The organism is Thioalkalivibrio sp. ALJ15, assembly GCF_000383695.1.
Taxonomy (GTDB): domain Bacteria; phylum Pseudomonadota; class Gammaproteobacteria; order Ectothiorhodospirales; family Ectothiorhodospiraceae; genus Thioalkalivibrio.
Genome location: NZ_KB912056.1, coordinates 699,472 through 723,861 on the forward strand (window position 1 = coordinate 699,472; position 24,390 = coordinate 723,861).

Here is a 24,390-nt window from a genome sequence, read left to right on the forward strand (position 1 = left end):
ACTAGCGCGAGTGCGCCCGGCGTGTCCGACAACCGCGTTCGTGCTGCCCGTTCTGCGTCGGTCATCACGCCCTCAGCCACGGTGCTTGCGCGGCCCTAGTCCGCCCAGTGCCAGCTCGGCTGCGCGCACGACCGCGCGCCCCTTGTTCAGGGTTTCCTGCCACTCGTTCTCGGGCACCGAGTCGTGCACCACGCCGGCCCCGGCCTGGATGTGCAGCTCACCGTCATGCAGTACGGCCGTGCGGATCGCGATCGCGGTATCCATGTTGCCGGACCAGGAGAGGTAACCGACCGCACCGGAATACGGCCCGCGCTTGACCGGCTCCAGCTCGTCGATGATCTCCAGCGCGCGGATCTTCGGCGCGCCGGAGACCGTACCGGCCGGGAAGGTCGCCCGCAGCACGTCCATCGGCGAGTGCCCCGGGGCGAGCTGGCCCTCCACATTGGAGACGATATGCATCACGTGCGAGTAGCGCTCGATGGTCATGGTGTCGGTCACCTCCACCGAGCCGATCTCGCAGACCCGACCAACGTCGTTGCGCCCGAGGTCGATCAGCATCAGGTGCTCGGCGCGTTCCTTCGGATCGGCCAGCAACTCGACCTCCAGCGCGCGGTCCTCCTCCTCGGTACGCCCGCGCGGGCGGGTACCGGCGATCGGACGCACGGTCACGCGGTCATCCTCCAGCCGCACCAGGATCTCCGGCGAGGCCCCGACCACATGGTGGTCGTCCAGGTCCAGGTAGTACATGTAGGGCGACGGGTTCAGCGCCCGCAGCGCGCGGTAGAGGTTCAGCGGGGGCGCCGAGAACGGCACGCTCATGCGCTGCGCCAGCACCACCTGCATCACGTCGCCGTCCATGATGTATTCCTGCGCCCGCGCCACGGCAGCCTGGAAGCCCTCGGCCGACCAGCCCGGCACATACTCCGGCACCGCGTGCGGGTGCGGCGGGTCCTCCGGCGGTACCAGCGGCTCGCCGATCCGGCTCTCCAGCTCGTCGAGGCGTTCGGCCGCCACGGCCTGTCCGTCGGGGCGAGAGGTATCGGCATGCACCACGAGATACAGCCGCCCGGAGAGGTTGTCGTAGACCACGACCTCCTCGGAGACCATCAGCAGGATGTCCGGCAGCCCCAGCGCATCGGGCTTTTCCGGGCCCTCCAGGCGCGGCTCGATCAGGCGCACGGTCTCGAAGCCGAAGTAGCCGACCAGGCCACCGGTGAAGCGCGGCAGGCCCGGCAGCTCGGCAACCTTGAAGCGCGCCTGGTAGGCCTCGATCCAGGCCAGTGGATCGGTCTCGGTGGTCTGCTCGACCAGGTCACCGTCGGTCTCCACCGTGATGTCGTGACCGTGCACCCGCACCCGGGTCCGCGCCGGCAGGCCGATAAAAGAATAGCGGCCCCAGCGCTCCCCGCCCTGCACCGACTCGAACAGGTAGGAATACGGCCGGTTGGCCAGCTTCAGGAAGATGGACAGCGGGGTCTCGAGATCCGCCAGGACCTCGCGCACCAGCGGGATGCGGTTATAGCCCTCGCGGGCCAGGGCGTCGAACTGTTCGGGGGTCATCACAAGGGTTCCTGACAAGAGAGGGGCAGACGGCGCGGCAGATCAGTCGCCGTTTCGCCATCGCCCCATTGTCCGGTCCATTGCGATCATCCGATTCAGGCTGCCCGGGCGGGCAGCAGGTCCGGCAGTTCGTCCAGCCGGTCGAGCACCGCATCCGGGTGCTCGTCGCGGATGTCGTCGCCGTGATTGTAGCCGTAGGTCATGCAGACGATCTGGAAGCCGGCCGCGCGCGCCGCCTTCACGTCGCTCTTCGAGTCCCCGACCATCAGCGACTCGGAGGGGTCGACACCCAGCTCGTTGGCCGCGTGCAGCAGCGGCGCCGGGTCGGGCTTTTTCTGCGGCAGGGCATCACCGGCGACCACGATCTCGAAGTCATCGAGGATGCCCTTCTCGCGCAGCAGCGGCACGGTGAAGCGCTCGGCCTTGTTGGTCACGCAGCCCAGGCGGTAACCGGCGGCCTTCAGCTGGTCCAGCCCCTCGCGCACCCCCGGGTACAGCGGCGAGCGCCCGGCGGTGTTCTCCTGGTAGATGCGCATGAACACCGGCAGGGCCCGCTCGAGAGTCTCCGGGTCCGGCTCGCCGTCGAGCGCATTGAGCAGCGCCCGCTTGACCAGCCTTTCCACGCCGTTGCCAACCCAGTTGCGCACGGCCGCCTCGCCGCGCTCGGGCAGGCCGAGCTCGCGCATCATGGCATCCACGCTATAGGCGAGGTCCGGCACGCTGTCGATCAGCGTGCCGTCCAGGTCGATCAGGATCATGCGGGGGCGCTTCAGGGACATCCTGGTCTCCGGGCGAATCAGGCCTTGGCCATCTCGTCGCGCATCTGCTGGATGATGCTGTTGTAGCGGTTCGCGTCGGAGTCGCTGGACGCGCCGAAGATCGCGGAGCCGGCGACGAAGGTATCCGCACCCGCAGCCTTGATCTCGCGAATGTTGTCGGCCTTCACACCACCGTCGATCTCGAGGCGGATATCACGCCCGGATTCGTCGATCATCTTGCGCGCGGCGCGCAGCTTGTCGAGGGTGGCCGGGATGAACTTCTGGCCACCAAAGCCCGGGTTCACCGACATCAGCAGGATCATGTCGACCTTGTCCATCACGTATTCCAGGTAGGACAGCGGGGTCGCCGGGTTGAACACCAGACCCGCCTTGCAGCCCTCGGCGTGGATCAACTGCAGGGTGCGGTCGATGTGGTCGGAGGCCTCCGGGTGGAAGGTGATGTAGCTGGCGCCGGCCTGGGCGAAGTCCGGGATGATGCGGTCCACCGGCTTGACCATCAGGTGCACGTCGATCGGCGCAGTCACGCCGTGCTTGCGCAGGGCATCGCAGACCAGCGGGCCGATGGTCAGGTTCGGCACGTAGTGGTTGTCCATCACGTCGAAGTGGACGATGTCCGCGCCGGAGGCCAGGACGTTGTCGACTTCCTCGCCCAGACGGGCAAAGTCGGCGGAGAGGATGGACGGGGCAATGAAATCGGGTTGTGCCATGGGAAGCCTCGCAGAAATCTCTGGGATAGCGGGACCGACCATCGGCCACGCTCTCGGAACCGCGGAACTTTACCGGATGCCGCCATGGCAGGCAAAAGGCGGCGCATGCGACAGGCCCTCCAACGCAAACGGGCCGGGGAAACCCCGGCCCGTCGGCTTGCCACTTCGCGGTTGTCTGAATCAGTTGAATTCGGACTCGATGAAGGCGGCCACGTTGGCGATGTCGTCATCGCTCAGCGCCTGGGCATGCGGGCGCATCAGACCGGTATGGGAACCGACCTCTTCACCGGCGCGGTAGCGCTCGAGCTTGTCGGTCACGTATTCGGCGTCACGACCGGCCAGCGCGGGGAAGATCGCCTGCCCCTTGCCCTGTGCACCATGGCAGCTCAGGCAGGTGGACTGGTACTTGGACTGGCCAGCCTGGATGTCGGCCGCCTGCGCGGCGGAGGACAGCATCAGCACACTCCCTGCGATCCCGGCCAGAACGAACAGCTTGGTTTTCATTGTTGTGGTCTCCTCGTTTGCAGCTCACCAACGGGGTTGCGCCCCATCGTGAAGTGAACGTTAGCAGGGCTTCCCTGAACGGTTCATTAACATAAAAACCGGTAGGGAAATGCGGCCACAAGAAGGTTTGAACGGATCAGCGCCCGTGCACATAGCGTTCGTCAGACCAGGTCGCCAGCCACTCCGGGCGCACCATCACCAGACCGGTGACGACCATGCCGTTGAGGACAGCCTCGGGCAGCACGAGCAGGGCCAGATAGCGCACGTAATCGCGGTAGATATCGCCCCAGGCCAGGTCGGTGAACAGCCCGTAGATCACCGCCGAGGTCAGCACCGTGGCCGCCACCGTCAGGGCCCCGCCTAGGAACGCGACCCCGTACAGGTAGATGAACATGTGGCGGGGCAGCCAGGCCTCAGTCGCCCGCAGCAGCCCCCAGGTCACAGCTACCGGAAGCACGCCCGCCAGCAGGACTGTCAGCGGAAAGGCCGCAAGCGGCAGCGCCCCCAGCAGGGCCAGTCCCGCGACCACCAGAAATACCATCAAGATCGCCAGCTGCCAGCCGAACATCAGCGTAATCGTGGCCATGCCAAGAAAGTGCAGCGCCAGGCCCTCCAGGGTCTGTGCACGCAGACCCCAGATCAGAAACAGACACAGCGTGGCGATCACAAAGAGCTGCGTGCGCCCGGGGACAAAGAAGGCCTCCCAGGGCATGCGTCGCAGCATGATCAGCAGCCCCGCCCCCAGCAGGAGGGCGGACAGCACGCGGAGCGCAACCGGGAGTTCGCCCGCCCCCTCGACCATGGTCAGTCGGGCTCGCGTTCGGCGGCCGCGACGGTGTACTCGCGGCCCTGCTTGACCTTGTCGTAGTTGCCGAACACTTCCTTGAACCCCTTCTCGATAAACCGCCGCAACCCGGTAATGGTTACGACATAGATGCGACCACCGGGGTTCATCTGCTCGTGGGCATCCAGCAGATAGGTGTAGAGCATCTCCCGGCCCACCTTGGCCGGCAGGTTCGAGGCCACGAGATCGAAACGGCGGTCACGGATCTGGGCAAAACCGTTGCTGTTTACGCACTCGACGTTGGTAATGCCGTTGAGCTCGGCGTTGCGCCGGCTGTACTCGACCGCCAGGAAATTGGTGTCCACCAGCGTCGTCATGCCCTGCGGGGCCTTGCGCGCCAGGGTCAGGCCGATCGGGCCATAGCCGCAGCCCAGGTCCAGGCAGTCATCACTCGGACGCACATCGATGCGATCCAGCAGCATGCGCGTGCCATCATCGATCCGGCGCGGCGAAAAAAGCCCCCAGGTCGTGCGAAAGCGCAGGGACTCGCCCGCCAGGGTATCGGCGAATTCGAGGTCGCGCTTGAGCTCCGCCTGACGCGCCCGGCGCGAACGGGAATCCGGGAACGCCTCGGTCACTCGGACACCCCCGCCGCCCGCGCCAGGTCCTGCCACAGCCCCTCGGCGGTGGACGCCGGGGCCATCGCATCGTCCTCGCCAGGCAGGCCCAGCACGCTCAGGTGCCCCATCTTGCGCCCCGCCCGCGCCTCGCTCTTGCCATACAGATGCAGGCGCGCACGCCCGGCCTCCAGCACGTCGGACCAGTCCGGACTTCCGTCCGCGGGCCACAGCCCCCCCAGCAGATTGACCATCGCCACCGGGGTGGTCAGGCGCGCCGGGGCGAGCCCCAGACCGCAGATCGCGCGCACCTGCTGCTCGAACTGGGAGACGGTGCAGGCGTCCAGCGTGTAATGACCGGTGTTGTGCGGGCGCGGGGCGATCTCGTTGACCAGCAGATCCCCGCCCATACTCAAGAAGAACTCGACCGCCAGCACGCCACAATAGTCGAGGCGGTCGGCGATCAACTGCGCGATTGCCACGGCTCGGCCGGACAGGGCCTCGTCGACGCGCGCCGGCACCCGGCTCAGGTGCAGGATGCCGCCTCGATGCATATTTTCGGATACCGGGAAGGCCTCGCTGCGACCATCTGCGGTGCGCGCCACCACGACCGACAGTTCGCGCTCGAGCTGCACCCGCTCCTCGAGCACGCAGTCCACGCCACCGAGCTCCGCGTGCGCGGCCGCGAGATCGCCCATGTGCTCCATCGGGCGCTGCCCCTTGCCGTCGTACCCCAGGCGGGCCGTCTTCAGGATCGCCGGGAAGGATGGCGCGCCGGTGGTGTCCTCGCCACCATCGCCACCATCGCCACCGGCCGTGACCGGGCGCCAAGGCGCGACCGCCACCCCGATCTCGGCGAGAAAGCGCTTCTCCTCCAGCCGGTCCTGGGCCACGCCCAGCGCGCAAAGGCCGGGCCGCAGACAGGCATTGGCCTCCAGCCACTCCAGTGCCGGGCGCGGGATATTCTCGAATTCGCAGGTAATCACCGCGCACTGGTCGGCCAGTGCCGATAGCGTCTCCGCATCCTCGTAGGGCTGGCAAAGGTGTCGCGTGGCGACCTGTCCGGCGGGGCTGTGCGGGTCGGGATCCAGCACCCACACGGCATAACCCATCTCGCGCGCGGCCCGCACAAAGTAGCGGCCGAGCTGCCCGCCGCCGAGCAGCCCCAGTGTGGCGGGAGGCAGGATCATGATGCGGCCGGCGGCAGGATCTGGTTCAGCACCGTATCGCGCTGCGCACGCCGGAAAGCGTCCAGACGTTCGCACAGGGCGGGGTCGGAGTTGGCGAGCATCGCGGTGGCAAACAAGGCGGCATTGGCCGCACCGGCCTCGCCAATGGCGAAGGTCGCGACCGGGATCCCCTTCGGCATCTGCACGATCGACAGTAGCGAGTCCTGCCCCTTCAGATGGCGCGAAGCCACCGGTACGCCAAGTACCGGCACCGAGGTCTTGGCGGCCAGCATCCCGGGCAGGTGCGCAGCCCCCCCGGCCCCGGCAATGATCGCGGCCAGGCCTCGTTCGCGGGCCTGCTCGGCATATTCGAACAGGAGATCCGGGGTACGGTGGGCGGAGACCACACGCGCCTCGTAGGGCACGCCCAGTTCCTCCAGCACATCTACCGCGCGTTCCATCGTCGCCCAGTCGGAGGTACTGCCCATCACCACGCCCACGCGCGCAGCGGTTGTGTCGTTGTTGGCCGTCATGGACGGAACCTTAGCCGCCCCGCCTCGGGGCGACAAGCCCGCAACGGGGCCGAATCCTTACGGCGCCGGGCGGACACCGCTCGATCGACCTCTCGCGCGCTGCTCATCTCAGTTCCGCCAGCAGCTGACGGATCATGCGCTCGGCCTGGGAACCATAGCCCCCGCCAAACAGGTGGTCGTGGTTCAGGATGTGGTAGAGGTTGTAGAGCGTCTTGCGCACCGGGTAGCCGGCATCGACCGGACGGATCTCCTCGTAGGCGTTGAAGAAGTCCTGCCCGGGATGACCGAACAGCTCCATCATGGCCAGGTCCGCCTCCGGATCCCCGTAGTAAACGGCCGGATCGAACAGCACGGCCGTACCATCGGACTGGAAGCCCCAGTTGCCGCTCCACAGGTCCCCGTGCAACAGCGACGGCTCGGGGCGGTAGTCGCTGAAGAACCCGCCCAGACTCGCTTCCAGAGACTCCAGCGCCTGGATCAGCGAATGCGCGGCCCCGCGCTCGCGCGCCAGACTCCGCTGGAAGCCCAGGCGCTCGTCGCGATAGAACGACACCCAGTCATCGTGCTGGCGGTTCGACTGCGGCGTCGAGCCAATGTAATTGTCGTGATCCAGCCCGAAGCGCGCCGCCATCTTCATGTGCATGTCGGCCACCCCGTGCCCCAGCGCGACCCCGTCGCGCCGGCCACCCAGGTCCAGCTCCTCCAGCACGATGAAGCAGGCACCCCCCGCCTTGCCCGTACCGATCACCGCGGGGATCTTCACCCGCTCGCAGCGGGCCAGCTCCTCCAGTCCGCGCGCCTCGGCGGCAAACATCGCCTCGGCCATCGCGCCCCGGTTGAGCTTCACGAAAAAACTCCGGCCATCGGTCCCGGTCACGCGCTGGGCCTGGTTGATCGAGCCCCCGGAACAGGCCTGGCTTCCTGTCGGCTCGAACGCGCTTGCGGTATGGTCCGTGATGCACTGGGCCACCGCCGCCGTGATGGCGTCAGGGCCCGCAGAATCCAATTGGTTCATCCTCGGTATCCGGCTTGCTGATCAACATGCAGGTTAACGGTTGCCGCGGGATTCGTCAGGAGACTCACCCATGGCCTTTCGCAAACTCGAGCCACTGTGCGACAAGATCGGCGCCGACCGCATCCGCGCGGTCATCGACGACTTCTATCGCCGCCTGTCCAGCGACCCGGAGATCGGGCACCACTTCGAGCGCATTCAGGACTTCGAGTCCCATGTCCGGCGCATCTCGGATTTCTGGTACATGAACCTGGGCGGACGTCTGGAACAGCCGCCCACGATCGACATGGTCGGCAAGCATGCGCCGATGAACCTGACCGAGGCCGATCTGGCGATCTGGATGCGGCACTTCAAGGCGACCACCGAGGAGCATCTGGAGGCGCCACTAGCGGCCGAGTGGCAGCAGCTGGCCGAGGGCATCGCCAGCCGGATGCGCGAGGACATCATTCGCTAGCGTCGCCCTGCCCTCCTGCCCTGCTGGGGCGGGGCCTGGTTCGTCCTCTGGAGTTTACGGTGGCTTCGGCCTGCCGCCTGCCTGCGCTGTCTCGGCAGCGCACCCCGAGTTACTTCTTTGCTCGTGCAAAGAAGTAACCAAGAAACACGCCCGGGATTCGCCCAGGAACCTTGCTCCGGACGCGCCAGGCCGGCGGCGCTGAAACTCGCTGCGCTCAGACAGTCAGCGCCTTCTCCCGGCCTGTCACGCCCTCCACAAGGGGCTCATATCGGGAGGGTAGGGCAAAACAGGCGGTGTTCCCGCACCTGTCATAAAGCCCGCGCTGTAGGGTGCGTTGAGCGCAGCGAAACGCACCGGTCCGGCGTCGGGGCACCCCTGATGCGATTCGCTGCGCTCATCCGCATCCTACGAGGGGGGCTGGCGCCCGCTGGCGGGCGCGGCACGCCAAGGCCGAAGGCCGAGCGTGCCAAGATGTCCGAATGCCTAGCCTCTATCCACTGGCAGGAACGTCAGGCCAGCCGTTGTCTTGACCTTATCCCCCCGTATGAAGCCCCTTGCGGAAGGGTCCTCGGGACGGAAAAGAGGCGCTGACTGTCTGAGCGAAGCCAAAGGCGTAGCGAGTTTCAGCGCCGCCGGCCCGAGGGCCCTGGAGCAAGGTTCCCGGGCGGAATCCGGGTGCCCTTCTTTGGGTACTTTCTTGGGCAAGCAAGAAAGTACCTCGCGGCGCGCTCGCGAGTGAGCGCATGGCAGGTGGCGGGCCGAAGGCACCGTAAACTCCGGATGACGAACCAGGCCCAGCCTGAAACGCGGCGGACGAAGCCCCTACTGTCCGAGTTCGCGCGAGCGTTCGGCCGCCGCCGCCATTGCGCGGCGCATGAGTCCGCGCAGGTCGCCATCCTCCAGCACCTGCAAGGCCCGCTCGGTGGTGCCGCCCGGCGACGTCACGCGGTGGCGCAGTTCGGCGGGCGGCTCGTCGCTCTCGGCGGCCAGTCGGGTCGCACCCGCCAGCGTGCCAAGGGTCAGCTCCAGCGCGGTGTCGGGCGGCAGCCCGAGCGACTGCGCGGCGTCCTGCATCGCCTCGATCATCAGAAAGACATAGGCCGGGCCACTGCCCGAGGTCGCCGTGACCGCGTGCATCAGCTCCTCGTCCGCCACCGGGATCGCCCGCCCCACCGACTCCAGCAGGCGGGTGGCGGTGTCGCGGTCTTCGGCGGTGGCAGTGGGGGCGGCGAACAGGCCGGTCACGCCGGCGCCGACCAGGGCCGGCGTGTTGGGCATTGCGCGGACGAGGCGGGTGCCGTCACCCAGCCAACTGGCCAGCTGGGCCGTGGTGATGCCCGCGGCCACCGAGATGACCAGGGGCTGCCCGCGGGTGACGCCCTCGCGCAGCGTGGGGGCCAGGTCCGGCAGGGTCTGCGGCTTGACCGCGAGCACCAGCGCGGCGCTGTCCTCGGCGAGCGCCTCGGCACTTGCGGCCTGCAGTCCGGGGTAGCGGGCCTGGAGATCGCGCACGCGTTCGGCGCTCTTGTCGGCGATCGCGATGCGCTCGGCGTCATGGCCGGACTGGATCAGGCCCTGCAACAGGGCTTCGCCCATGTTGCCGGCGCCGATAAAGCCGACTTCGAAGCGGTGTTCCGTCATGCGGACTCCTCTTTTACTGGTTTCTCTCGGGTGTGATGCGGGGCCCGAACAGCGCGGTGCCGATGCGTACCAGGCTGGCACCCTCGAGGATCGCGGCCTCGAGATCGCCGGACATGCCCATGGACAGGGTATCCAGGCCATGTCCCCGCGCATTGAGTTCGTCCTTCAACTGCCGCAGCCGGGCAAATGGCCGGCGCTGGCGCTCGCGATTGCTCTCGGCGGCCGGCAGGGTCATCAGGCCCCGTAACGTCAGCCCGGGCAGGTTCGCGACGGTGTCGGCCAGCGCGGCGGCAGCCTCCGGCGGGACGCCTGCCTTCTGGCTCTCGCCCGAGACATTGATCTGCAGGCAGACCTGCAAGGGCGGCAGGTGTTCCGGGCGCTGTTCCGAAAGGCGGCGGGCAATGCGCTCGCGGTCGATGGTGTGTACCCAGTGAGCGCGTTCGGCCACGGGGCGCGTCTTGTTGCTCTGCAGTGCGCCGATATAGTGCCACTCGAGGCCCAGGGGGTTCGGGCCGGTCTCGAGGGCGTCGAACTTGTCGATGAGCTCCTGCACGTAGTTCTCGCCGAACGCCGTCTGCCCGAGGGCATGCAGCGCGCGGATGTCGTCGGCCGTACGTGTCTTGGATACGGCCAGAAGACGCACGCTGCCGGGGTCGCGCCCGGCCTGTTCGCAGGCGTGAACGATACGTTCGCGAACGGCCCTGAATGCGTGGTCTGGTGCGCTCATGGCCCTATGATATAGTCCGGTGAAACGTAAGGGCACCGCCGCCAGGCGGGCGGTGTCCGTCACACGCTGCGGGGCCCGGCAGGGCGTCGCCCGGGGCGGGGCGCTGGGGCTGGCGGCTCGTTTCCGGTTGTACAGGGGGATGCATGGATATCACGCAGCTGCTGGCCTTTGCGGTCAAGAACGGGGCCTCGGATCTGCACATCTCGGCGGGCATGCCGCCGATGGTGCGCATCGACGGCGATATGCGCCGCGTGAATGTGCCGGTCATGGACCACAAGGAGGTCCAGGGCCTGATCTACGACATCATGAACGACCGCCAGCGCAAGGACTACGAGGAGTTCCTGGAGACGGACTTCTCGTTCGAGGTCACCGGGCTGGCGCGTTTTCGTGTCAATGCGTTCAATCAGGACCGGGGCGCGGCGGCGGTCTTTCGTACCATCCCCTCCAAGGTGCTCACGCTGGAAGAGCTGGCGGCACCGCGCATCTTCGAGGATATCTCCAACTATCCGCGCGGGATCGTGCTGGTCACGGGCCCGACCGGCTCGGGCAAGTCGACCACGCTGGCGGGCATGGTCAACCACCGCAACGAGAATGACTACGGCCACATCCTGACGATCGAAGACCCGATCGAGTTCGTGCACGAGTCGAAGAAGTCGCTGGTCAACCAGCGCGAGGTACACCGCGACACCCACGGCTTTTCCGAGGCGCTGCGTTCCGCGCTGCGCGAGGATCCGGACACCATTCTGGTCGGCGAGCTGCGCGATCTCGAGACGATCCGCCTGGCGCTGACCGCGGCGGAGACGGGGCACCTCGTCTTCGGCACCCTGCATACCAGTTCCGCGGCCAAGACGATCGACCGTATCGTCGATGTGTTTCCGGCGGCCGAGAAGGACATGGTGCGGGCGATGTTGTCCGAGTCGCTGCGGGCGGTTATCGCGCAGACCCTGATGAAGAAGATCGGCGGCGGGCGTATCGCCGCGCACGAGATCATGCTGGGCACGCCGGCCATCCGCAACCTGATCCGCGAAAACAAGATCGCGCAGATGTACTCGACCATCCAGACCAGTGCCGGCACTGGCATGCAGACGCTGGACCAGTGCCTGAAAGACATGCTGGCGCAGGGCGTGATCAGCCGCGAGGACGCCAAGCGCAAGGCCGCCAACCCGGATTCGTTCTGAGCCCGCGCCCCCGCCCGGGGGATTCGGCAAGGGGAGAAGCACCATGGATCGTGACAAGGCGATCAAGTACATGCACGACCTGCTCCGCGCCCTGGTGGACCGGGGTGGCTCGGACCTGTTCATCACGGTCGGCATGCCGCCAGCGGCCAAGATTGACGGCCGCGTGGTGCCGATGACCGAGCAGAAGCTCACGCCTTCGCATACCCAGGCGCTGGTGCGCGCACTGATGAACGACAAGCAGTCCGCGGAGTACGAGCGCCATCAGGAGTGCAATTTCGCGATCGGCCTGCAGGGCGTGTCGCGCTTTCGCGTGAACGTGTTTACTCAGCGCGGCAGCCCCGGAATGGTGCTGCGCACGATCAACTCGGTGATCCCGAAGTTCGAGGACATCCAGATGCCGCCGCAGCTGGAGAAGATCACCATGGAGCGCCGCGGGCTGGTGATCTTCGTCGGGGGGACCGGCTCGGGCAAGTCGACCTCGCTCGCCGCGATGATCGGCCATCGCAACCGCAATGCCCCCGATCACATCGTCACCATCGAGGACCCGATCGAGTTCGTCCACGAACACGAAAAGAGCATCATCACCCAGCGCGAGGTGGGCGTGGACACCGAGGGCTACGAGATCGCGCTGAAGAACACCCTGCGTCAGGCGCCGGACGTGATCCTGATCGGCGAGATCCGGGATCGGGAGACGATGGACTACGCGATCGCCTTTGCCGAGACCGGTCACCTGTGCCTGTCCACCCTGCACGCCAACAGCACCAACCAGGCGCTGGACCGCATCATCAACTTCTTCCCCGAGGATCGGCGCGAGCAGCTCCTTATGGACCTGTCGCTGAACCTGAAAGCGGTGATCTCGCAACGCCTGGTGCGGCACGAGAACGGCGAGGGCCGCGTGCCGGCAGTGGAGATCCTGATCAACACCCCGCTGATGGCCGACCTGATGCTGAAGGGTGCGGTGCACGAGATGAAGGAGCTGATGTCGCGCTCCCGCGAGCAGGGCATGCAGACCTTCGACCAGGCCCTGTTCGACCTCTACGAGACCCGCAAGATCAGCTACGAGGAGGCCCTGCGCAACGCCGATTCGGTGAATGACCTGCGGCTGCGCATCAAGCTCGACTCGCAGCGTGCACAGGATGACGGTGCACCGGCAGTGGCCGACACGGGCGAGGGCCTGTCCGTGGACGACCGTCCCGAGGACTACAGTGTCCGCTAACGGTCCGCACCCTTCGGGAGATCAGCGATGAGCCAGATGCAGATCGAACCGTACCTGAGCCTGATGGCGCAGAAGGCCGCCTCGGACCTGTTCTTCCTGACCGGCGCGCCCGCGAGCATCAAGGTCGACGGGGTCCTGCAGCCGATCTCGCGCAAGGCACTCGCACCCGGTCAGGCGGAGGCCATCGCGCGCGAGATGATGAACGAGCATCAGGCCGAGATCTTCGAGCGCGAGACCGCGGTCAACTTTGGCGTCTCGCGCGAGGGTCTGGGACGCTTCCGCGTGAATGTCTATCGCCAGCGCGGCGAGGTCGCGATGGTCATTCGCTTCATTCGCATGTCCATCCCGACCATCGAGCAGCTTGGGCTGCCCCCGGTGCTGGAGGAATTCGTCTCGCACCATGACGGGCTGGTGCTGATCGTCGGCGCGACCGGGACCGGGAAGTCCACCACGCTCGCCTCGATGATTGATCACCGTAATACGCATTCCAGCGGTCATATTCTTACGGTCGAGGACCCGATCGAGTTTCTCTTTACGCACAAGCGCTCGATCGTCGGCCAGCGCGAGGTCGGGATCGACACCCCGAGCTATGATCACGCCCTGCAGGAGGGGATGCGCGAGGCCCCGGACGTGATCATGATCGGGGAGGTGCGTTCCCGCGAGACCATGCGTGCGGCCCTGACCTACGCCGATACCGGCCACCTGGTACTGACGACCCTGCACGCGACCAATGCCACCCAGGCGCTGGATCGCGTAATCAACTTGTTCCCCGAGGACAATCGCTCGCAGATCCTCTCGGATCTGTCGCTGAACCTGCGCGCGATCATCGCCCAGCGCCTGTTGCAGACCAAGGACGGACAGCGTGTGGCTGCGCTGGAGATCATGGTGAACACGCCGTATATCTCCGAACTGATCCGCGACGAGAAGATCAGCGAGATCAAGGAGATTATGGCCAAGGGCAGCTCGGTGGGCATGCAGACCTTCGATCAGGCCATCGTCAAGCTGTTCAAGGGTGGCCGAGTGATGCTGGACGAGGCCCTGAACAAGGCAGACTCGCGTGCCGACCTCGAATGGCGCCTCAACTTCGGCGGCGGCGTCTCCGCGGCCGACGAGGCCGAGGAAGACCTTCAACTCCCCGACCGGTAGGATGCGCTGAGCGAAGCGAACCGCATCACCCTCGGCTCCTCAATGTGGATCTCGGAGGGGCGCTCCCCAGTGTCCGGCGCTTACCAAGAACCCCTCCGTGCGTCCTGTCCCTCAGGCCCGCGCAGGCTCCGGGAACACATCGGCGGCCGCAAACACCGGCCCATCCACGCAGACACGCTTCATCGCCACGCCGTCGGGGGTGCGCACCGGTACCGTGCAGCCCGCGCAGCCACCCACTGCACAGGCCATGAATTCCTCCAGCGAGACCTGACAGGGCAGGCCGAACTCCGCCGCCAGTTCCGCGCAGGCCTCGAGCATCGGGTGCGGGCCGCAGGCATAGAGCTCGACCTGATCACGTTCCACAGGCGAGAGCGTCTTGAGCCAGGCGCGGGCGAGATCGGTCACGAAGCCGTCATGGGCACCGGGGATGCCTGCCTTCGAGGTCAGGCGGCAGGCCACGCCCCAGTCCTCCAGCAGCGGCAGGGTCGCGATCGCCCCGTCCGGCAGCCCTGGCCAGAGGATTTCCGAGGGCTTGGCCCGAAACGGGAACGGCACCTCGGAGCCGAGGATCGCGCGGGTCTGGCCCGCCTCGCCCTGGCGGCGCAGGTGATCGGCCAGAAAGATCATCGGCGGGATCCCGACGCCACCCCCGAGCAGCAGCCGCAGCGGACGATCCGGGTTCAGCCGGAACGGGACCCCGATCGGCCCCAGTACGCTCAGGGAATCGCCCACCGGCTGCTGCGACAGTGCCTGCGTGCCGTCGCCCACGACCTTGTAGAGGAACTCGACCCACCCGGCCTCGCGGTCGACCCGCTGGATCGACAGGGGGCGCCGCATCGGCAGGTTCGGCGAACACTGGATGTGGGCGAACTGCCCGGGCGCGGCGCGCTGCGCGCATTCCGGTGCCTGGACGCGCAGGATCCACTGACCGGCCCCGGCATCCTGGTGATCGAGGATGCGAGCGGTCTCCTGAAAGATCGTGCCGCGGTGGGGGCGTTCGGCGCCGGTGGGGGTCATGCGTTGTCCTCAGTGGGCTGGGTCCAGGCCGGACGGCCCGCTACCCAGGTCTCGCGAACCTGGCCGGAGAAGGTCCAGCCGAAAAACGGCGAATTGCGCCCGGCGCTCAGCCAGTCCTGCTGTCGGACCTCCTGAAGCGCGGTGGGGTCATACAAAACGAAATCGGCGCGCGCGCCGGCGCCCAGCCGGCCCTGTTCGAAACCAAGAATTTCCGCGGGCCCGGACGTCACGCGCGCCAGTGCTTCGCCCAGGCTGAGAAGGCCATCCTCGACCAGGCGCAGGGTCAGAGGCAGCAAAGTCTCCAGGGCCGAGATGCCCGGCTCGGTACCGGCGAACGGGCCGAGCTTGGCGTCCGCCTCGTGCGGCTGGTGGTCCGAGCAAATGGCGCTGATATCGCCGCGCGCGACGGCTGCTCGCAGACCGTCACGGTCGCGTTGGGCCCGCAGCGGAGGGATGACATGGCCGTTCGGGTCGTATTCGGCCACGTCGACTTCGGTCAGAAATAGCTGGTGGGCGGCGACGTCGGCGGTGATCGGCAGGCCTTCGGCGCGCGCCTTGGCGATCATCTCGGCCCCGCGGCGCGTCGACAGCCTTGCGACGTGTACGCGCGCCCCGGTCTGTTCGACCAGGGCCAGGATGGCGCCCAGCGCGGCGGTCTCGGCTGCCTCGGGGATGCCCGACAGGCCCAGGCGCGTGGAGACCGCGCCTTCGTGCATGCAGCCCGAGCCGGTCAGCGACAGGTCCTGGGCGGGCAGCACGATGGTCAGGCCGAAGGTGGTCGCATATTCCAGGGCTCGGCGCAGCACCAGCAGGCTGGCCAGCGGCTTGTGGGCGTTGCTCACACCGCGGGCCCCCGCCTGCTGCAGCGCCGCCATCTCGGCCAGCTGCTGCCCCTCCAGGCGTTGTGTCAGGGCGCCCAGGGTGTAGACCCGCACGCCGCAGGCCTGCCGGGCGCGGCGCGCAATCAGCTCGATTTCGGCCGGGGAGTCGATGGGCGGATCGGTATCCGGGGGAATCACGGCGCTGGTGATGCCCCCGCGCGCGGCGGCCAGCGTCTCGCTGGCGATGGTGGCCTTGTGCTCCTCGCCGGGCTCGCGCATGCGCGCGGAAAGGTCGATCAGGCCGGGGAACAGCCACAGCCCGCTGCCATCAATGCGCCGGCGCGGCTCGAAGCCGTCCGGTATCTGGCCTCGCGCAAGGATCTCGGCGCCCTGCACGCAGAGCGCCCCGACCTCGTCGTAGTCGTCCGCCGGGTCGATGATTCGTACGTTCTCGATCAGCACACTCATGACTGATGCGCCCCCATCACCATGGACATCACGGCCTGGCGGACCGAGATGCCGTAGGTCACCTGCTGCAGGATCACCGAGTGCGGCCCGTCCGCCACCGCGGACTCGATCTCCACCCCGCGGTTGGCCGGGCCCGGGTGCATCACCAGGCAGGTGGGGTGCGCCAGTTGCAGGCGGCGCGAGGTCAGTCCGAACAACTGGTAGTACTCATGCTCGGAGGGCAGGTGGGCGTGCTCCATGCGCTCGCGCTGCAGGCGCAGCATGATGATCACGTCGACGTCCTTCAGTCCCGCGTCGAGGTTGTTGTAGACGTGCACGCCGAGTTGGTCGACATCCGCCGGCAGCAGCGAACAGGGCGCGACCACGCGCACTTCGCCGGTCTGCAGGATGTTGAGCGCGTGGATCTGCGAGCGCGCCACGCGCGAGTGCAGGATGTCGCCGACGATCGCGACCTTCAGCTTGGTGAAGTCGCCCTTGTGCCGGCGGATGGTGAACATGTCCAGCAGGGCCTGGGTGGGGTGCGCGTGGCGGCCGTCTCCGGCGTTCAGCACGCTGATGCCGGGGGCGACATGGCGGGCGATGAAATGCGCGGTCCCGCTCTCTTCGTGGCGTACCACGAACATGTCCACGTTCATCGCCTCGAGGTTGCGCAGAGTATCCAGCAGGCTCTCGCCCTTGACCGCCGAGGAGGTGCTGATGTTGATGTTGAGCACGTCCGCGGACAGGCGCTTGGCGGCCAGTTCGAAGGTGGTGCGGGTACGGGTGCTGGCCTCGAAGAACAGATTGACGATGGTCTTGCCGCGCAGCAGTGGGACCTTTTTGACCGCCTTCTCGTTCATGTTCGCGAACGACTCGGCGGTATCCAGGATCTCGTTCAGGAGATCGCGGTTGAGGCCCTCGATGGTCAGCAGGTGGCGCAGCTGGCCGTCATCGGTCAGCTGCAGGCGATTGGGCAACGGGCCCGGCTCCGGCAGGCGGGCAGCCCCGGCCAGGACCGGGGTAACCACGGTATCGCTCATGCGTCGGCGTCCCCATCGGTCTCCAGGGTGACGCGCTCCAGGCGCAGGGGTTCGGGGCCGCGCAGCTTGATCTGCTCCCGGGTGCCGAGTTCCATGTGTTCCCCGACGATCGCGGCGGCGATCGGCAGCTCGCGCCCGTCGCGCTCGACCAGCACGGCGAGCGTGACCGAGGCGGGGCGCCCGTAGTCGAACAGCTCGTTCAGGGCGGCGCGGATCGTGCGCCCGGTGTAGAGCACGTCATCCACCAGCAGGACATGCACGCCGTCCAGGTCCTCCGGCAGCTCGGACGGGCGGACCTGCGGATGCATGCCGATGCGGGAGAAGTCGTCGCGGTAGAAGCTGATATCCAGCTTGCCCAGTGGCCTTTCCACCCCGAGGCGTTCGCGCAGGTGCTCCGCGATCCAGACACCGCCGGAGTGGATGCCGACCACCATCGGGTTGTCGATCCCGCGCTTGTCCAGATACTGGCGTGCCTTTTCGGCCATGCTGTCGAGCAGGGTTGGGACGTCCGGCGTCTTCATGCGTTCTCCTGAAACCAGCCTTCGAGGATGACCGCGGCAGCGTGGGCGTCCAGCCCCGGGTCGTGGCGTCCCCGCCCGCTGCGCTCGCGGGCCAGGTGCGATGTCAGATGCTCGTCGTACCAGTATACCGGCTGGCCGTAGCGCGCTTCGAGGGCGGCCCCGAACGCGCGGATGCGTTTCGCCAGCGGCGTGGGCTTCCCGTCCGCCTGGGTGGGCCAGCCGACGACAAAGCCCTCGGGTGCCCACTCGCTCACCAGAGTGTCGATCACGGACCAGACTTCCGGTGAATCGGTGTTGAGCGTGCGCAGTCCGCGCGCGGCGCCGGTCAGTTCCTCGCCCACCGCGATCCCGATCCGCCGGCGGCCGTAGTCGAAGGCCAGAAGCCCCATGACGTTGCCGGGCCCGCCTCAGGCGTGGCCGGGCGCGGAACTGATCAGGTTGACGTCGATGCCGATCAGCTTGGCCGCCGCGGCCCAGCGCTCGGCGCTGGGGTGGTCGAACAGGATGTCGGCATCGGCGCGGGTGGTTAGCCAGGCGTTTTCGGCCAGTTCGCTCTCGAGCTGCCCCGGTCCCCAGCCGGCGTGTCCCAGGGCAATGAGGACGCGGCTCGGGCCGCGGCCCTCGTTGATAGCCTCCAGGATGTCGCGCGAGGTGGTCAGCACGATGGAGTCGGTGATGGGCTGGCTGCCCCGCCACTCGGGCTTTCCAGTGTGCAGCACGAAGCCGTGCTCGGGCTGGACTGGGCCGCCCCGGTAGACCGGGATCTCCGGCAGCTCGTCGCGAGGCTCGAGATCGACGTGTTGTAGCAGGTCGCGTAGCGAAAGCTCGGTGGGCTGGTTGATTACCAGCCCCAGGGCCCCTTCGGCGTCGTGATCGCAGATATAGGTGACCGCATGGCTGAAGTAGCCATCGTTCAGGCTCGGCATCGCGATCAGGAAGTGATCGCGCAGGCTGGCCGCGCTCGAGCTGGAAGGGGCTTGCGTCATGTGTTCAGTATCGACGCTGCTCCGTGATGCCGCAAGGAACTCGAGCCCGGATGTTCCTCGTGTCTTGCTAGCGAATCTGCTCCATCTGGTCGCGGCGGAAGGCCCAGGTCCGGGTGATCACGAGTTCGTCGTATTCCTCGCGCATCTGTTCGGTAAACGGGGCATAGGGCGCGGCCAGCTCCACGATGCGCATCGCGGCCTGGTCGAGCACCGGTTCGCCGGAGCTGCGGGCGATCTCGATGTTCATCAGCTCGCCATCCGGGTTCAGGCGGACCGACAGTACCAGCGTGCCGGACAGGCCCCGGCGGCGGGCCTCGTCGGGGTAGTTCAGGTTGCCGACGCGCTCGACCTTGTTGATCCAGGACTGCAGATAGGCGGCCTCCGGCGCGCTGCGTGCAGCAAGGCTGTCGAGGTAGCGGGTGCGGGTGGCGCGGGTGGAGAATTCGCGGCGCTCCTCGGCCGGGGCCGCGCGCGCGGTGTCCAGGCCCCGGTTCATCAGCGCGGCGGCCGATGGGCGTTCCTCCGCCTCGGGCGATTCGATCGGGTCCGGTTCGGCGACCTCGGGGGCAGTCGGTTCCGCTTCGTCCGTCTCGGCCTCCACGGCCTCGGGTTCGGGCTCCGGTTCCGGCTGGGCGGGCTCCATCACCAGTGGCCCCGGGTCTGGCAGCGTGGCTTCGACGCCCTCGGGTTCTGGTTCGCCGACACCCTCGGTCTCGGCCTCCGGGGATAACGCCTCCTGCACTTCCTCGCCTTCGCCGCTGGCGGCCTGGTCTTCGGTGGCGATGCGTTCGACCTCTTCCGGCTCTGGCGCCTGCGCGTCCGGGTCGGTCACCCAGGTCACGTCCAGGGGCTCGCGGGAAGGCGTGTCCAGTGGGTCCACGGCGAAGCCGATGCCGAGGATGATCAGGGCATGCGCGACCACGGCCAGAAACAGCATCGGGCCCAGTTGGCCGCGACGCTGCGGAGATTCGGGTTCAAGGGTGCCGTGCGAGACGGACATGGCGCTGGATCCGGGGGTCTGCGAGCACGTGTGCTGCCAGTATACCGGTCACGCTGCCGGTAATCAGAGCGGCCAGCAATAGTGGGGGTAGCACCAGTGGCAGGTTCGGGTGGGGGATGATCACGCCCCAGGCCAGCAGGAACTGGGCGGTGATGTGCGCCATCGCCGCGGCGATGGCGAGGCCCAGCGCGCCGATATGCCGAGCTGCCAGTGGGCGCAGCAGGCCGAGCGCGGCCAGGGCGGCCAGGGCCCCGGCCAGCGACAGCCAGAAGGTGGGGCTCATCAGCGTGCCGAGTAGCAGGGCGGCGCCAACGACCCGGATCAGGGTCACCGCCACCGCCGCGCGCCAGCCGAGGGTCAGCAGGGCGATCAGGGTCACGATGTTCGCGAGCCCCGGCTTGATGCCCGGAACCGGGCTCGGGATCGCCGCCTCCAGAATCTGGACGCCAATAGCGATGGCGGCCAGCGCGGCGATCGCACGGTCGCGCTGTGTCAGCGTGTCGGGGGTGGAGGCGGTCACGCCGGGCTCAGTAATGAAGGCTGTCGTAGCCGGGGCCGCGGCCCTGCACCTGCAGGGTCAGCCGGTTGGGCAGGCTGACCGCGATCTCGCCGTGTCGCTGCAGCCAGCCGCTGTTCTCGCAGATATTGCGTGTACCGGGGGAGTCGGCGCAGCGGGCCCTGCCCGGCTCGATCTGCACGCGGGTGATGCCGGCTGGGCCCTGAATCTCGATCTCGCGGGTGCGGTCCAGGGGTTCCTGCCGCGGCGGCTCGCCAGTCTGGGTGATGACCAGCATGGAGGCCTCGCTATCCGGCAGGTAGGCGAGGGCAAAGGCCGCGACCACAACGCCACTGGCCAGGGTGGCGATCACCCCGTCACCCCAGCGCAGGCCAGAAAACGTCACGGCAGTTGGCGCTCCTCGAGCGAGGTCTGGCCTTCTTCCAGGCGCACGCGTTCGGCCATCGCCGGGGTCGCCTCGATGCGGTCATCGAGTACCACCAGGGCGGCCTCGATACCCATCTTGCGGGCGTAGCGCGGCCATTCCTCGGGGCCGGCAATCATCAGCGTGGTTGCGGCGGCGTCGGCCAGGGCGGGGTCGCTGTGCAGCACGGTAGCGCCGTGGATGCCTTCGCTGGGGCGCCCGCTGCGCGGGTCGATCACATGGTGGATGTGTTCGCCTTCCCATTCGTAGCCGCGCTCGTAGTCGCCGGAGCTGAACAACGCCTCGCCTGCATCAAGCTCGATGCTCCCGAGAATGCCACCCTGGGGATGCCGGATCGCCACGCGCCAGGGTCGGTCGGCAGGCCGTCCGAGGGTCATTAAATCGCCACCGGCGTTGAAGATCGCGGCCTCCACGCCCAGGCCCTGCAGCAGGTCGAGCATGCGTTCGACGGCGAGACCCTTGGCGAGCCCCCCGAAGTCCAGTTGCAGGTCCGCGTGCTGGCCGCGCAGACGTACCCCGTTGCGTTCGACGTCACGCATGCTGGGCGGATCCTCTAGCAGCGCCTCCAGGGTGTCGTCGTCCGGTGGCGGGCCCCCGGGCTCGTCCTGATGAAAGCCCCAGGCGGCGATCAGCTTGCCCAGCGCCGGGTTGAACAGGCCGTCGCTCAGCTCTTCCATTTCCTTGCCACGTTCGATCAGTGGCAGGACAGAGGGCGGGGCGCTGAACTCGGCCCGAAGCGCCAGCAGTTCATTGGTACGTCCGAGCGATCCCGGCTCCCAGGCATGCCAGGAGGTATGCAGGATCTCCAGTTCGGCCTGCAACTCGGATTCCAGCGCCTCCAGGTCGTAGGCCCCGGCGGGGTAGAGCGTGACGTCCACGATCGTGCCGAAGGCGAAGAAATTCAGGGTCTCGGTGTCCGGTGTGTCGCGGTCGCAGCCGGCCAGGGCCAGCGCGGCGAGCAGGATCGGTCCAAGGAAGGCCTGGCGGGTGCGCGGAAACGGGATCGGCATGGGCATCACCTCGCGGGGTCAGGGATGGGTCAGGTAGTCGATGAACTGGCCGGCGAGATCGTCGCCGCGGGCGGCATCGAGCTCACGCACGCCGGTGGGGCTGGTGACGTTGATCTCGGTCAGGTAGTCGCCGATCACGTCGATGCCGACGAAGTCCAGGCCTCGGCGCTTGAGCTCGGGGGCGATCTGCGCGCAGATCCAGCGGTCGCGATCGGTCAGGGGAACGGCTTCGCCACGCCCGCCGGCGGCCAGATTGGCCCGGGTCTCGCCCTCGGCCGGGATCCGTGCCAGTGCATGATCGTAGGGTTCACCCCCGATCAGGATGATGCGCTTGTCGCCGGCGGTGTATTCCGGCAGGAAGCGCTGGGCGACGATGGTGCGCCGGTCGAATTCGGTCATGGTCTCGAGGATGACCGAGAGGTTGGGGTCGCCCTCGCGGATGCGGAACACCGAGGCCCCGCCCATGCCGTCCAGCGGCTTGACGACGATGTCGCCGTGGTGCTCGAGGAAGGCGCGGATGCGCGCGCGGTCGCGGGTGATCAGGGTCGGTGGCCCGCAGTCGACGAAATGCGTGGCGAAGGCCTTCTCGTTCACGTCGCGCAGGGCCCCGGGTCGGTTGACCACGCGCACGCCGTCCCGCTCGGCCAGGTCCAGGGCGTAGGTGGCGTAGATGTACTCGAGGTTGAACGGCGGGTCCTTGCGCATCAGCAGGAGATCGAAGCGGCTGGCGTCGCCTTCTTGCTCGGGCCCCAGGGTGTAGTAGTCCTCGCGCTGGTCGCGCACTGCCACCGGGCGGCTGCGGACCTGCGCGCGCCCCTCTTCGATCCACAGGTCGCCGGGTTCCAGGTAGTGCAGGCGGTGCCCGCGTGCCTGGGCGGCGAGCAGCATGGCGAAGGTGGTGTCCTTCCAGGGCTTGATGCTGGTGATTGGGTCCATCAGGACAGCGATGTCATGCGCCACGAGCGGTTCCGCGGTGTCGAAGTGTGGCCCGAGTATGCCATGTCATCGCGGCCCTCATGGATCTCCGTCGAGGCAGGGCAACTGTGTGCGCTCGCTCGCACTCCTTGCGCTGCTCGCGGGGGCAGGCAATATCATTGGGTGCTGTTTGTCACGGACTCGAGCTTCCGATAGATTCGGGGGCGCAGAGAGCCTTCAGGGGGAGCAGGGTGGCGAACGCACTGGCAGAAGCGGAATCGGCTGCCGAGTTTCAGGGGCTGAAAGTCATGGTGATTGATGACAGCAAGACCATTCGGCGCACCGCCGAATCCTTGCTGCAGAAGCACGGTGCGGACGTGATTACGGCCGTGGATGGCTTCGAGGCCCTGTCCAAGGTGGCCAACTCCAACCCGGATATCATTTTCATCGATGTCATGATGCCGCGTCTGGATGGCTACCAGACCTGTGCCCTGATCAAGAACAACAAACGGTTCCGGGCTACGCCGATCATCATGCTGTCGAGCAAGGACAGCGTATTCGACAAGGCCAAGGGCCGCGTGGTTGGCTCCGAGGATTACCTGACCAAGCCCTTCACCCGGGATGACCTCCTGGGTGCGATGCGCCAGTACACTCGCCCGGCAGGAAGCTGAAACCCGCCGCACCACAAGATGCCGACAAGGAACGACCCATGGCCCGCATCCTGATCGTTGATGACTCCCCGACCGAGATCCATGTCCTGCGCACCATGCTGGAAAAGCATGGCCATGCCGTGACCACGGCTGAAAGCGGCGAGGAGGGCGTGGCCGCGGCCAAAGCACAGGTCCCGGATCTGGTGCTGATGGATGTGGTGATGCCGGGGCTCAATGGCTTCCAGGCCACCCGCGACTTGTCGAAATCCGACGAGACCTCGCATGTGCCCGTGGTCGTGGTGTCCACCAAAGACCAGGCCACGGACCGGGTCTGGGCTATGCGCCAGGGGGCCCGGGACTACATCACCAAGCCGGTGGCGGAGAAGGAGCTGCTGCAGACCATCGGGAAGTACCTCAACGCATGAAGGTCGAGAGGTCCACGCCCTACGCCCTGCTCGCGAGTCTTGATCGCGAAGGGCGTCGCGTGAACCGTGAACTGCGACGGGATATCGGCACGGGCTGGCGCGGGGTGTTGCTCCGTGTCGCCGATTTCCGTTTTCTGGTCGACATGGACTCGATCGCCGAGGTGGCCGATCCGCTGTCGCTGACGCGCGTGCCGCTGGCGGATCCGGCCGTGCTGGGTGTGGGGAATCTGCGCGGGCTGGTCCTGCCGGTTTTCGATATGGGCAAGCTGCTGCTGGACACCCCGCTGCCGCACGACGCGAGCGGGCAGCGTGTGGTGGTGGCCCCTCAGGGGCACGGGATGGCCGGGTTGCTGGTGAGCCAGGTCGAGGGCATGCGTCGCTGCATTCCTTCGCAACGGCGACTGGAGGTGTCGGTGCCTGATGGCGTGCGCCCCTTTATTACCGGCGGATTCGATCTCGGGCACCGGCTGCACCCGGTGCTGGATCTGGATCTGCTTTTGAATGACACCAATCGCTTTGCCGGCATGGAGCTGGCTGGGGCATCGAATACCGAACAGACCGCGGCAGCTGTATAAGCGGAGCCGACGGGC

At 67.3% G+C, this 24,390-nt stretch carries 29 protein-coding genes; 7 read left to right on the forward strand and 22 right to left on the reverse strand.

Going from position 1 to position 24,390, the window contains the following annotated elements:
* Positions 1–72 precede the first annotated feature (72 nt).
* The 9 genes from trpE to G015_RS0103375 form a co-directional block, all read right to left on the reverse strand.
* The gene (gene trpE, locus G015_RS0103335) at positions 73–1,560 is read right to left on the reverse strand and encodes an anthranilate synthase component I (RefSeq protein WP_018174922.1); all 1,488 of its coding nucleotides are present in this window, start codon (positions 1,558–1,560) and stop codon (positions 73–75) included.
* A gap of 95 nt (positions 1,561–1,655) precedes the next feature.
* Positions 1,656–2,339 (reverse strand): phosphoglycolate phosphatase, encoded by a 684-nt coding sequence (locus G015_RS0103340; protein WP_020146158.1) that lies wholly within the window; start codon positions 2,337–2,339, stop codon positions 1,656–1,658.
* A 17-nt stretch (positions 2,340–2,356) separates the two neighbouring features.
* A complete protein-coding gene (gene rpe / locus G015_RS0103345) occupies positions 2,357–3,046 on the reverse strand; it encodes a ribulose-phosphate 3-epimerase (protein ID WP_018137887.1) in 690 nt (229 codons plus the stop codon).
* A gap of 180 nt (positions 3,047–3,226) precedes the next feature.
* Positions 3,227–3,550: a c-type cytochrome gene (locus tag G015_RS0103350; protein WP_018137886.1), complete on the reverse strand. Its 324-nt coding sequence runs from the start codon at positions 3,548–3,550 to the stop codon at positions 3,227–3,229.
* A gap of 136 nt (positions 3,551–3,686) precedes the next feature.
* Complete coding sequence (locus G015_RS0103355; protein ID WP_018137885.1) at positions 3,687–4,352, reverse strand: energy-coupling factor ABC transporter permease; 666 nt, start codon at positions 4,350–4,352, stop codon at positions 3,687–3,689.
* 2 nt (positions 4,353–4,354) lie between these two features.
* Positions 4,355–4,972 carry a class I SAM-dependent methyltransferase gene (locus G015_RS0103360; RefSeq protein ID WP_018137884.1) on the reverse strand — a complete coding sequence of 206 codons (618 nt, stop codon included), beginning with the start codon at positions 4,970–4,972 and terminating at the stop codon, positions 4,355–4,357.
* Positions 4,969–6,141 carry a 5-(carboxyamino)imidazole ribonucleotide synthase gene (locus G015_RS0103365; RefSeq protein ID WP_019592389.1) on the reverse strand — a complete coding sequence of 391 codons (1,173 nt, stop codon included), beginning with the start codon at positions 6,139–6,141 and terminating at the stop codon, positions 4,969–4,971. The genes G015_RS0103360 and G015_RS0103365 overlap by 4 nt, the downstream gene beginning before the upstream one ends.
* Complete coding sequence (gene purE / locus G015_RS0103370) at positions 6,138–6,653, reverse strand: 5-(carboxyamino)imidazole ribonucleotide mutase (RefSeq protein WP_018137882.1); 516 nt, start codon at positions 6,651–6,653, stop codon at positions 6,138–6,140. Before purE ends, G015_RS0103365 begins: the two co-directional genes overlap by 4 nt.
* 103 nt (positions 6,654–6,756) lie before the next feature.
* The gene (locus G015_RS0103375; RefSeq protein WP_018137881.1) at positions 6,757–7,668 is read right to left on the reverse strand and encodes a fructosamine kinase family protein; all 912 of its coding nucleotides are present in this window, start codon (positions 7,666–7,668) and stop codon (positions 6,757–6,759) included.
* Positions 7,669–7,738: 70 nt separating this feature from the next.
* Between G015_RS0103375 and G015_RS0103380 the strand changes: the two genes are divergently transcribed.
* On the forward strand, positions 7,739–8,119 hold the full coding sequence (locus tag G015_RS0103380) for a group III truncated hemoglobin (protein ID WP_018137880.1): 381 nt from the start codon (positions 7,739–7,741) through the stop codon (positions 8,117–8,119).
* A gap of 822 nt (positions 8,120–8,941) precedes the next feature.
* Here the strand turns inward: G015_RS0103380 and proC are convergent.
* Together proC and G015_RS0103390 are read right to left on the reverse strand one after the other, a co-directional pair.
* Positions 8,942–9,760, reverse strand: a complete 819-nt coding sequence (gene proC / locus G015_RS0103385) for a pyrroline-5-carboxylate reductase (protein ID WP_012983778.1) — start codon at positions 9,758–9,760, stop codon at positions 8,942–8,944.
* Positions 9,761–9,773: 13 nt separating this feature from the next.
* Positions 9,774–10,487: a YggS family pyridoxal phosphate-dependent enzyme gene (locus G015_RS0103390; RefSeq protein ID WP_012983777.1), complete on the reverse strand. Its 714-nt coding sequence runs from the start codon at positions 10,485–10,487 to the stop codon at positions 9,774–9,776.
* Between the two features lie 143 nt (positions 10,488–10,630).
* On the opposite strand from G015_RS0103390, the gene G015_RS0103395 reads away from it, so the two are divergent.
* Genes G015_RS0103395 through G015_RS0103405 form a run of 3 tightly spaced genes read left to right on the forward strand, consistent with a single transcriptional unit; the run spans position 10,631 to position 14,027 of the window.
* Positions 10,631–11,665, forward strand: coding sequence for a type IV pilus twitching motility protein PilT (locus G015_RS0103395; RefSeq protein ID WP_012983776.1), 1,035 nt, complete (start codon positions 10,631–10,633; stop codon positions 11,663–11,665).
* Positions 11,666–11,708: 43 nt separating this feature from the next.
* Complete coding sequence (locus tag G015_RS0103400) at positions 11,709–12,881, forward strand: PilT/PilU family type 4a pilus ATPase (protein WP_019592377.1); 1,173 nt, start codon at positions 11,709–11,711, stop codon at positions 12,879–12,881.
* A gap of 27 nt (positions 12,882–12,908) precedes the next feature.
* Positions 12,909–14,027, forward strand: a complete 1,119-nt coding sequence (locus G015_RS0103405) for a PilT/PilU family type 4a pilus ATPase (RefSeq protein ID WP_012983774.1) — start codon at positions 12,909–12,911, stop codon at positions 14,025–14,027.
* Between the two features lie 111 nt (positions 14,028–14,138).
* On the opposite strand, the gene G015_RS0103410 is transcribed toward G015_RS0103405, so the two are convergent.
* From G015_RS0103410 to gshB, 11 genes are all read right to left on the reverse strand, one after another.
* On the reverse strand, positions 14,139–15,044 hold the full coding sequence (locus G015_RS0103410) for a dihydroorotate dehydrogenase electron transfer subunit (protein ID WP_018993251.1): 906 nt from the start codon (positions 15,042–15,044) through the stop codon (positions 14,139–14,141).
* The gene (locus tag G015_RS0103415; protein WP_018993250.1) at positions 15,041–16,333 is read right to left on the reverse strand and encodes a dihydroorotase; all 1,293 of its coding nucleotides are present in this window, start codon (positions 16,331–16,333) and stop codon (positions 15,041–15,043) included. Before G015_RS0103415 ends, G015_RS0103410 begins: the two co-directional genes overlap by 4 nt.
* Positions 16,330–17,352 carry an aspartate carbamoyltransferase catalytic subunit gene (locus tag G015_RS0103420; RefSeq protein WP_018138146.1) on the reverse strand — a complete coding sequence of 341 codons (1,023 nt, stop codon included), beginning with the start codon at positions 17,350–17,352 and terminating at the stop codon, positions 16,330–16,332. Before G015_RS0103420 ends, G015_RS0103415 begins: the two co-directional genes overlap by 4 nt.
* Complete coding sequence (gene pyrR, locus G015_RS0103425) at positions 17,349–17,873, reverse strand: bifunctional pyr operon transcriptional regulator/uracil phosphoribosyltransferase PyrR (RefSeq protein ID WP_018138145.1); 525 nt, start codon at positions 17,871–17,873, stop codon at positions 17,349–17,351. The genes G015_RS0103420 and pyrR overlap by 4 nt, the downstream gene beginning before the upstream one ends.
* Positions 17,870–18,262, reverse strand: a complete 393-nt coding sequence (gene ruvX, locus G015_RS0103430; protein WP_018138144.1) for a Holliday junction resolvase RuvX — start codon at positions 18,260–18,262, stop codon at positions 17,870–17,872. Before ruvX ends, pyrR begins: the two co-directional genes overlap by 4 nt.
* Before the next feature lie 18 nt (positions 18,263–18,280).
* Positions 18,281–18,859, reverse strand: coding sequence for a YqgE/AlgH family protein (locus G015_RS0103435; protein WP_018138143.1), 579 nt, complete (start codon positions 18,857–18,859; stop codon positions 18,281–18,283).
* Between the two features lie 67 nt (positions 18,860–18,926).
* Complete coding sequence (locus tag G015_RS0103440) at positions 18,927–19,859, reverse strand: energy transducer TonB (RefSeq protein WP_018174943.1); 933 nt, start codon at positions 19,857–19,859, stop codon at positions 18,927–18,929.
* On the reverse strand, positions 19,834–20,379 hold the full coding sequence (locus G015_RS0103445; RefSeq protein ID WP_020146159.1) for a Gx transporter family protein: 546 nt from the start codon (positions 20,377–20,379) through the stop codon (positions 19,834–19,836). Before G015_RS0103445 ends, G015_RS0103440 begins: the two co-directional genes overlap by 26 nt.
* 7 nt (positions 20,380–20,386) lie before the next feature.
* Positions 20,387–20,761 (reverse strand): NusG domain II-containing protein, encoded by a 375-nt coding sequence (locus G015_RS0103450; protein WP_018138140.1) that lies wholly within the window; start codon positions 20,759–20,761, stop codon positions 20,387–20,389.
* Positions 20,758–21,810: an FAD:protein FMN transferase gene (locus G015_RS0103455; protein ID WP_020146160.1), complete on the reverse strand. Its 1,053-nt coding sequence runs from the start codon at positions 21,808–21,810 to the stop codon at positions 20,758–20,760. The genes G015_RS0103450 and G015_RS0103455 overlap by 4 nt, the downstream gene beginning before the upstream one ends.
* 18 nt (positions 21,811–21,828) lie before the next feature.
* Positions 21,829–22,770: a glutathione synthase gene (gene gshB, locus G015_RS0103460; RefSeq protein WP_020146161.1), complete on the reverse strand. Its 942-nt coding sequence runs from the start codon at positions 22,768–22,770 to the stop codon at positions 21,829–21,831.
* Between the two features lie 206 nt (positions 22,771–22,976).
* Here gshB and G015_RS0103465 point away from each other — a divergent pair, with 206 nt between their 5' ends.
* From G015_RS0103465 to G015_RS0103475, 3 genes are read left to right on the forward strand one after another with little or no spacing between them, the layout of a single operon-like run.
* On the forward strand, positions 22,977–23,396 hold the full coding sequence (locus tag G015_RS0103465; RefSeq protein ID WP_018138137.1) for a PleD family two-component system response regulator: 420 nt from the start codon (positions 22,977–22,979) through the stop codon (positions 23,394–23,396).
* A 38-nt stretch (positions 23,397–23,434) separates the two neighbouring features.
* The gene (locus G015_RS0103470; RefSeq protein WP_018138136.1) at positions 23,435–23,800 is read left to right on the forward strand and encodes a PleD family two-component system response regulator; all 366 of its coding nucleotides are present in this window, start codon (positions 23,435–23,437) and stop codon (positions 23,798–23,800) included.
* Positions 23,797–24,375 (forward strand): chemotaxis protein CheW, encoded by a 579-nt coding sequence (locus tag G015_RS0103475; RefSeq protein ID WP_018138135.1) that lies wholly within the window; start codon positions 23,797–23,799, stop codon positions 24,373–24,375. Before G015_RS0103470 ends, G015_RS0103475 begins: the two co-directional genes overlap by 4 nt.
* The last annotated feature ends 15 nt before the right edge of the window (positions 24,376–24,390 follow it).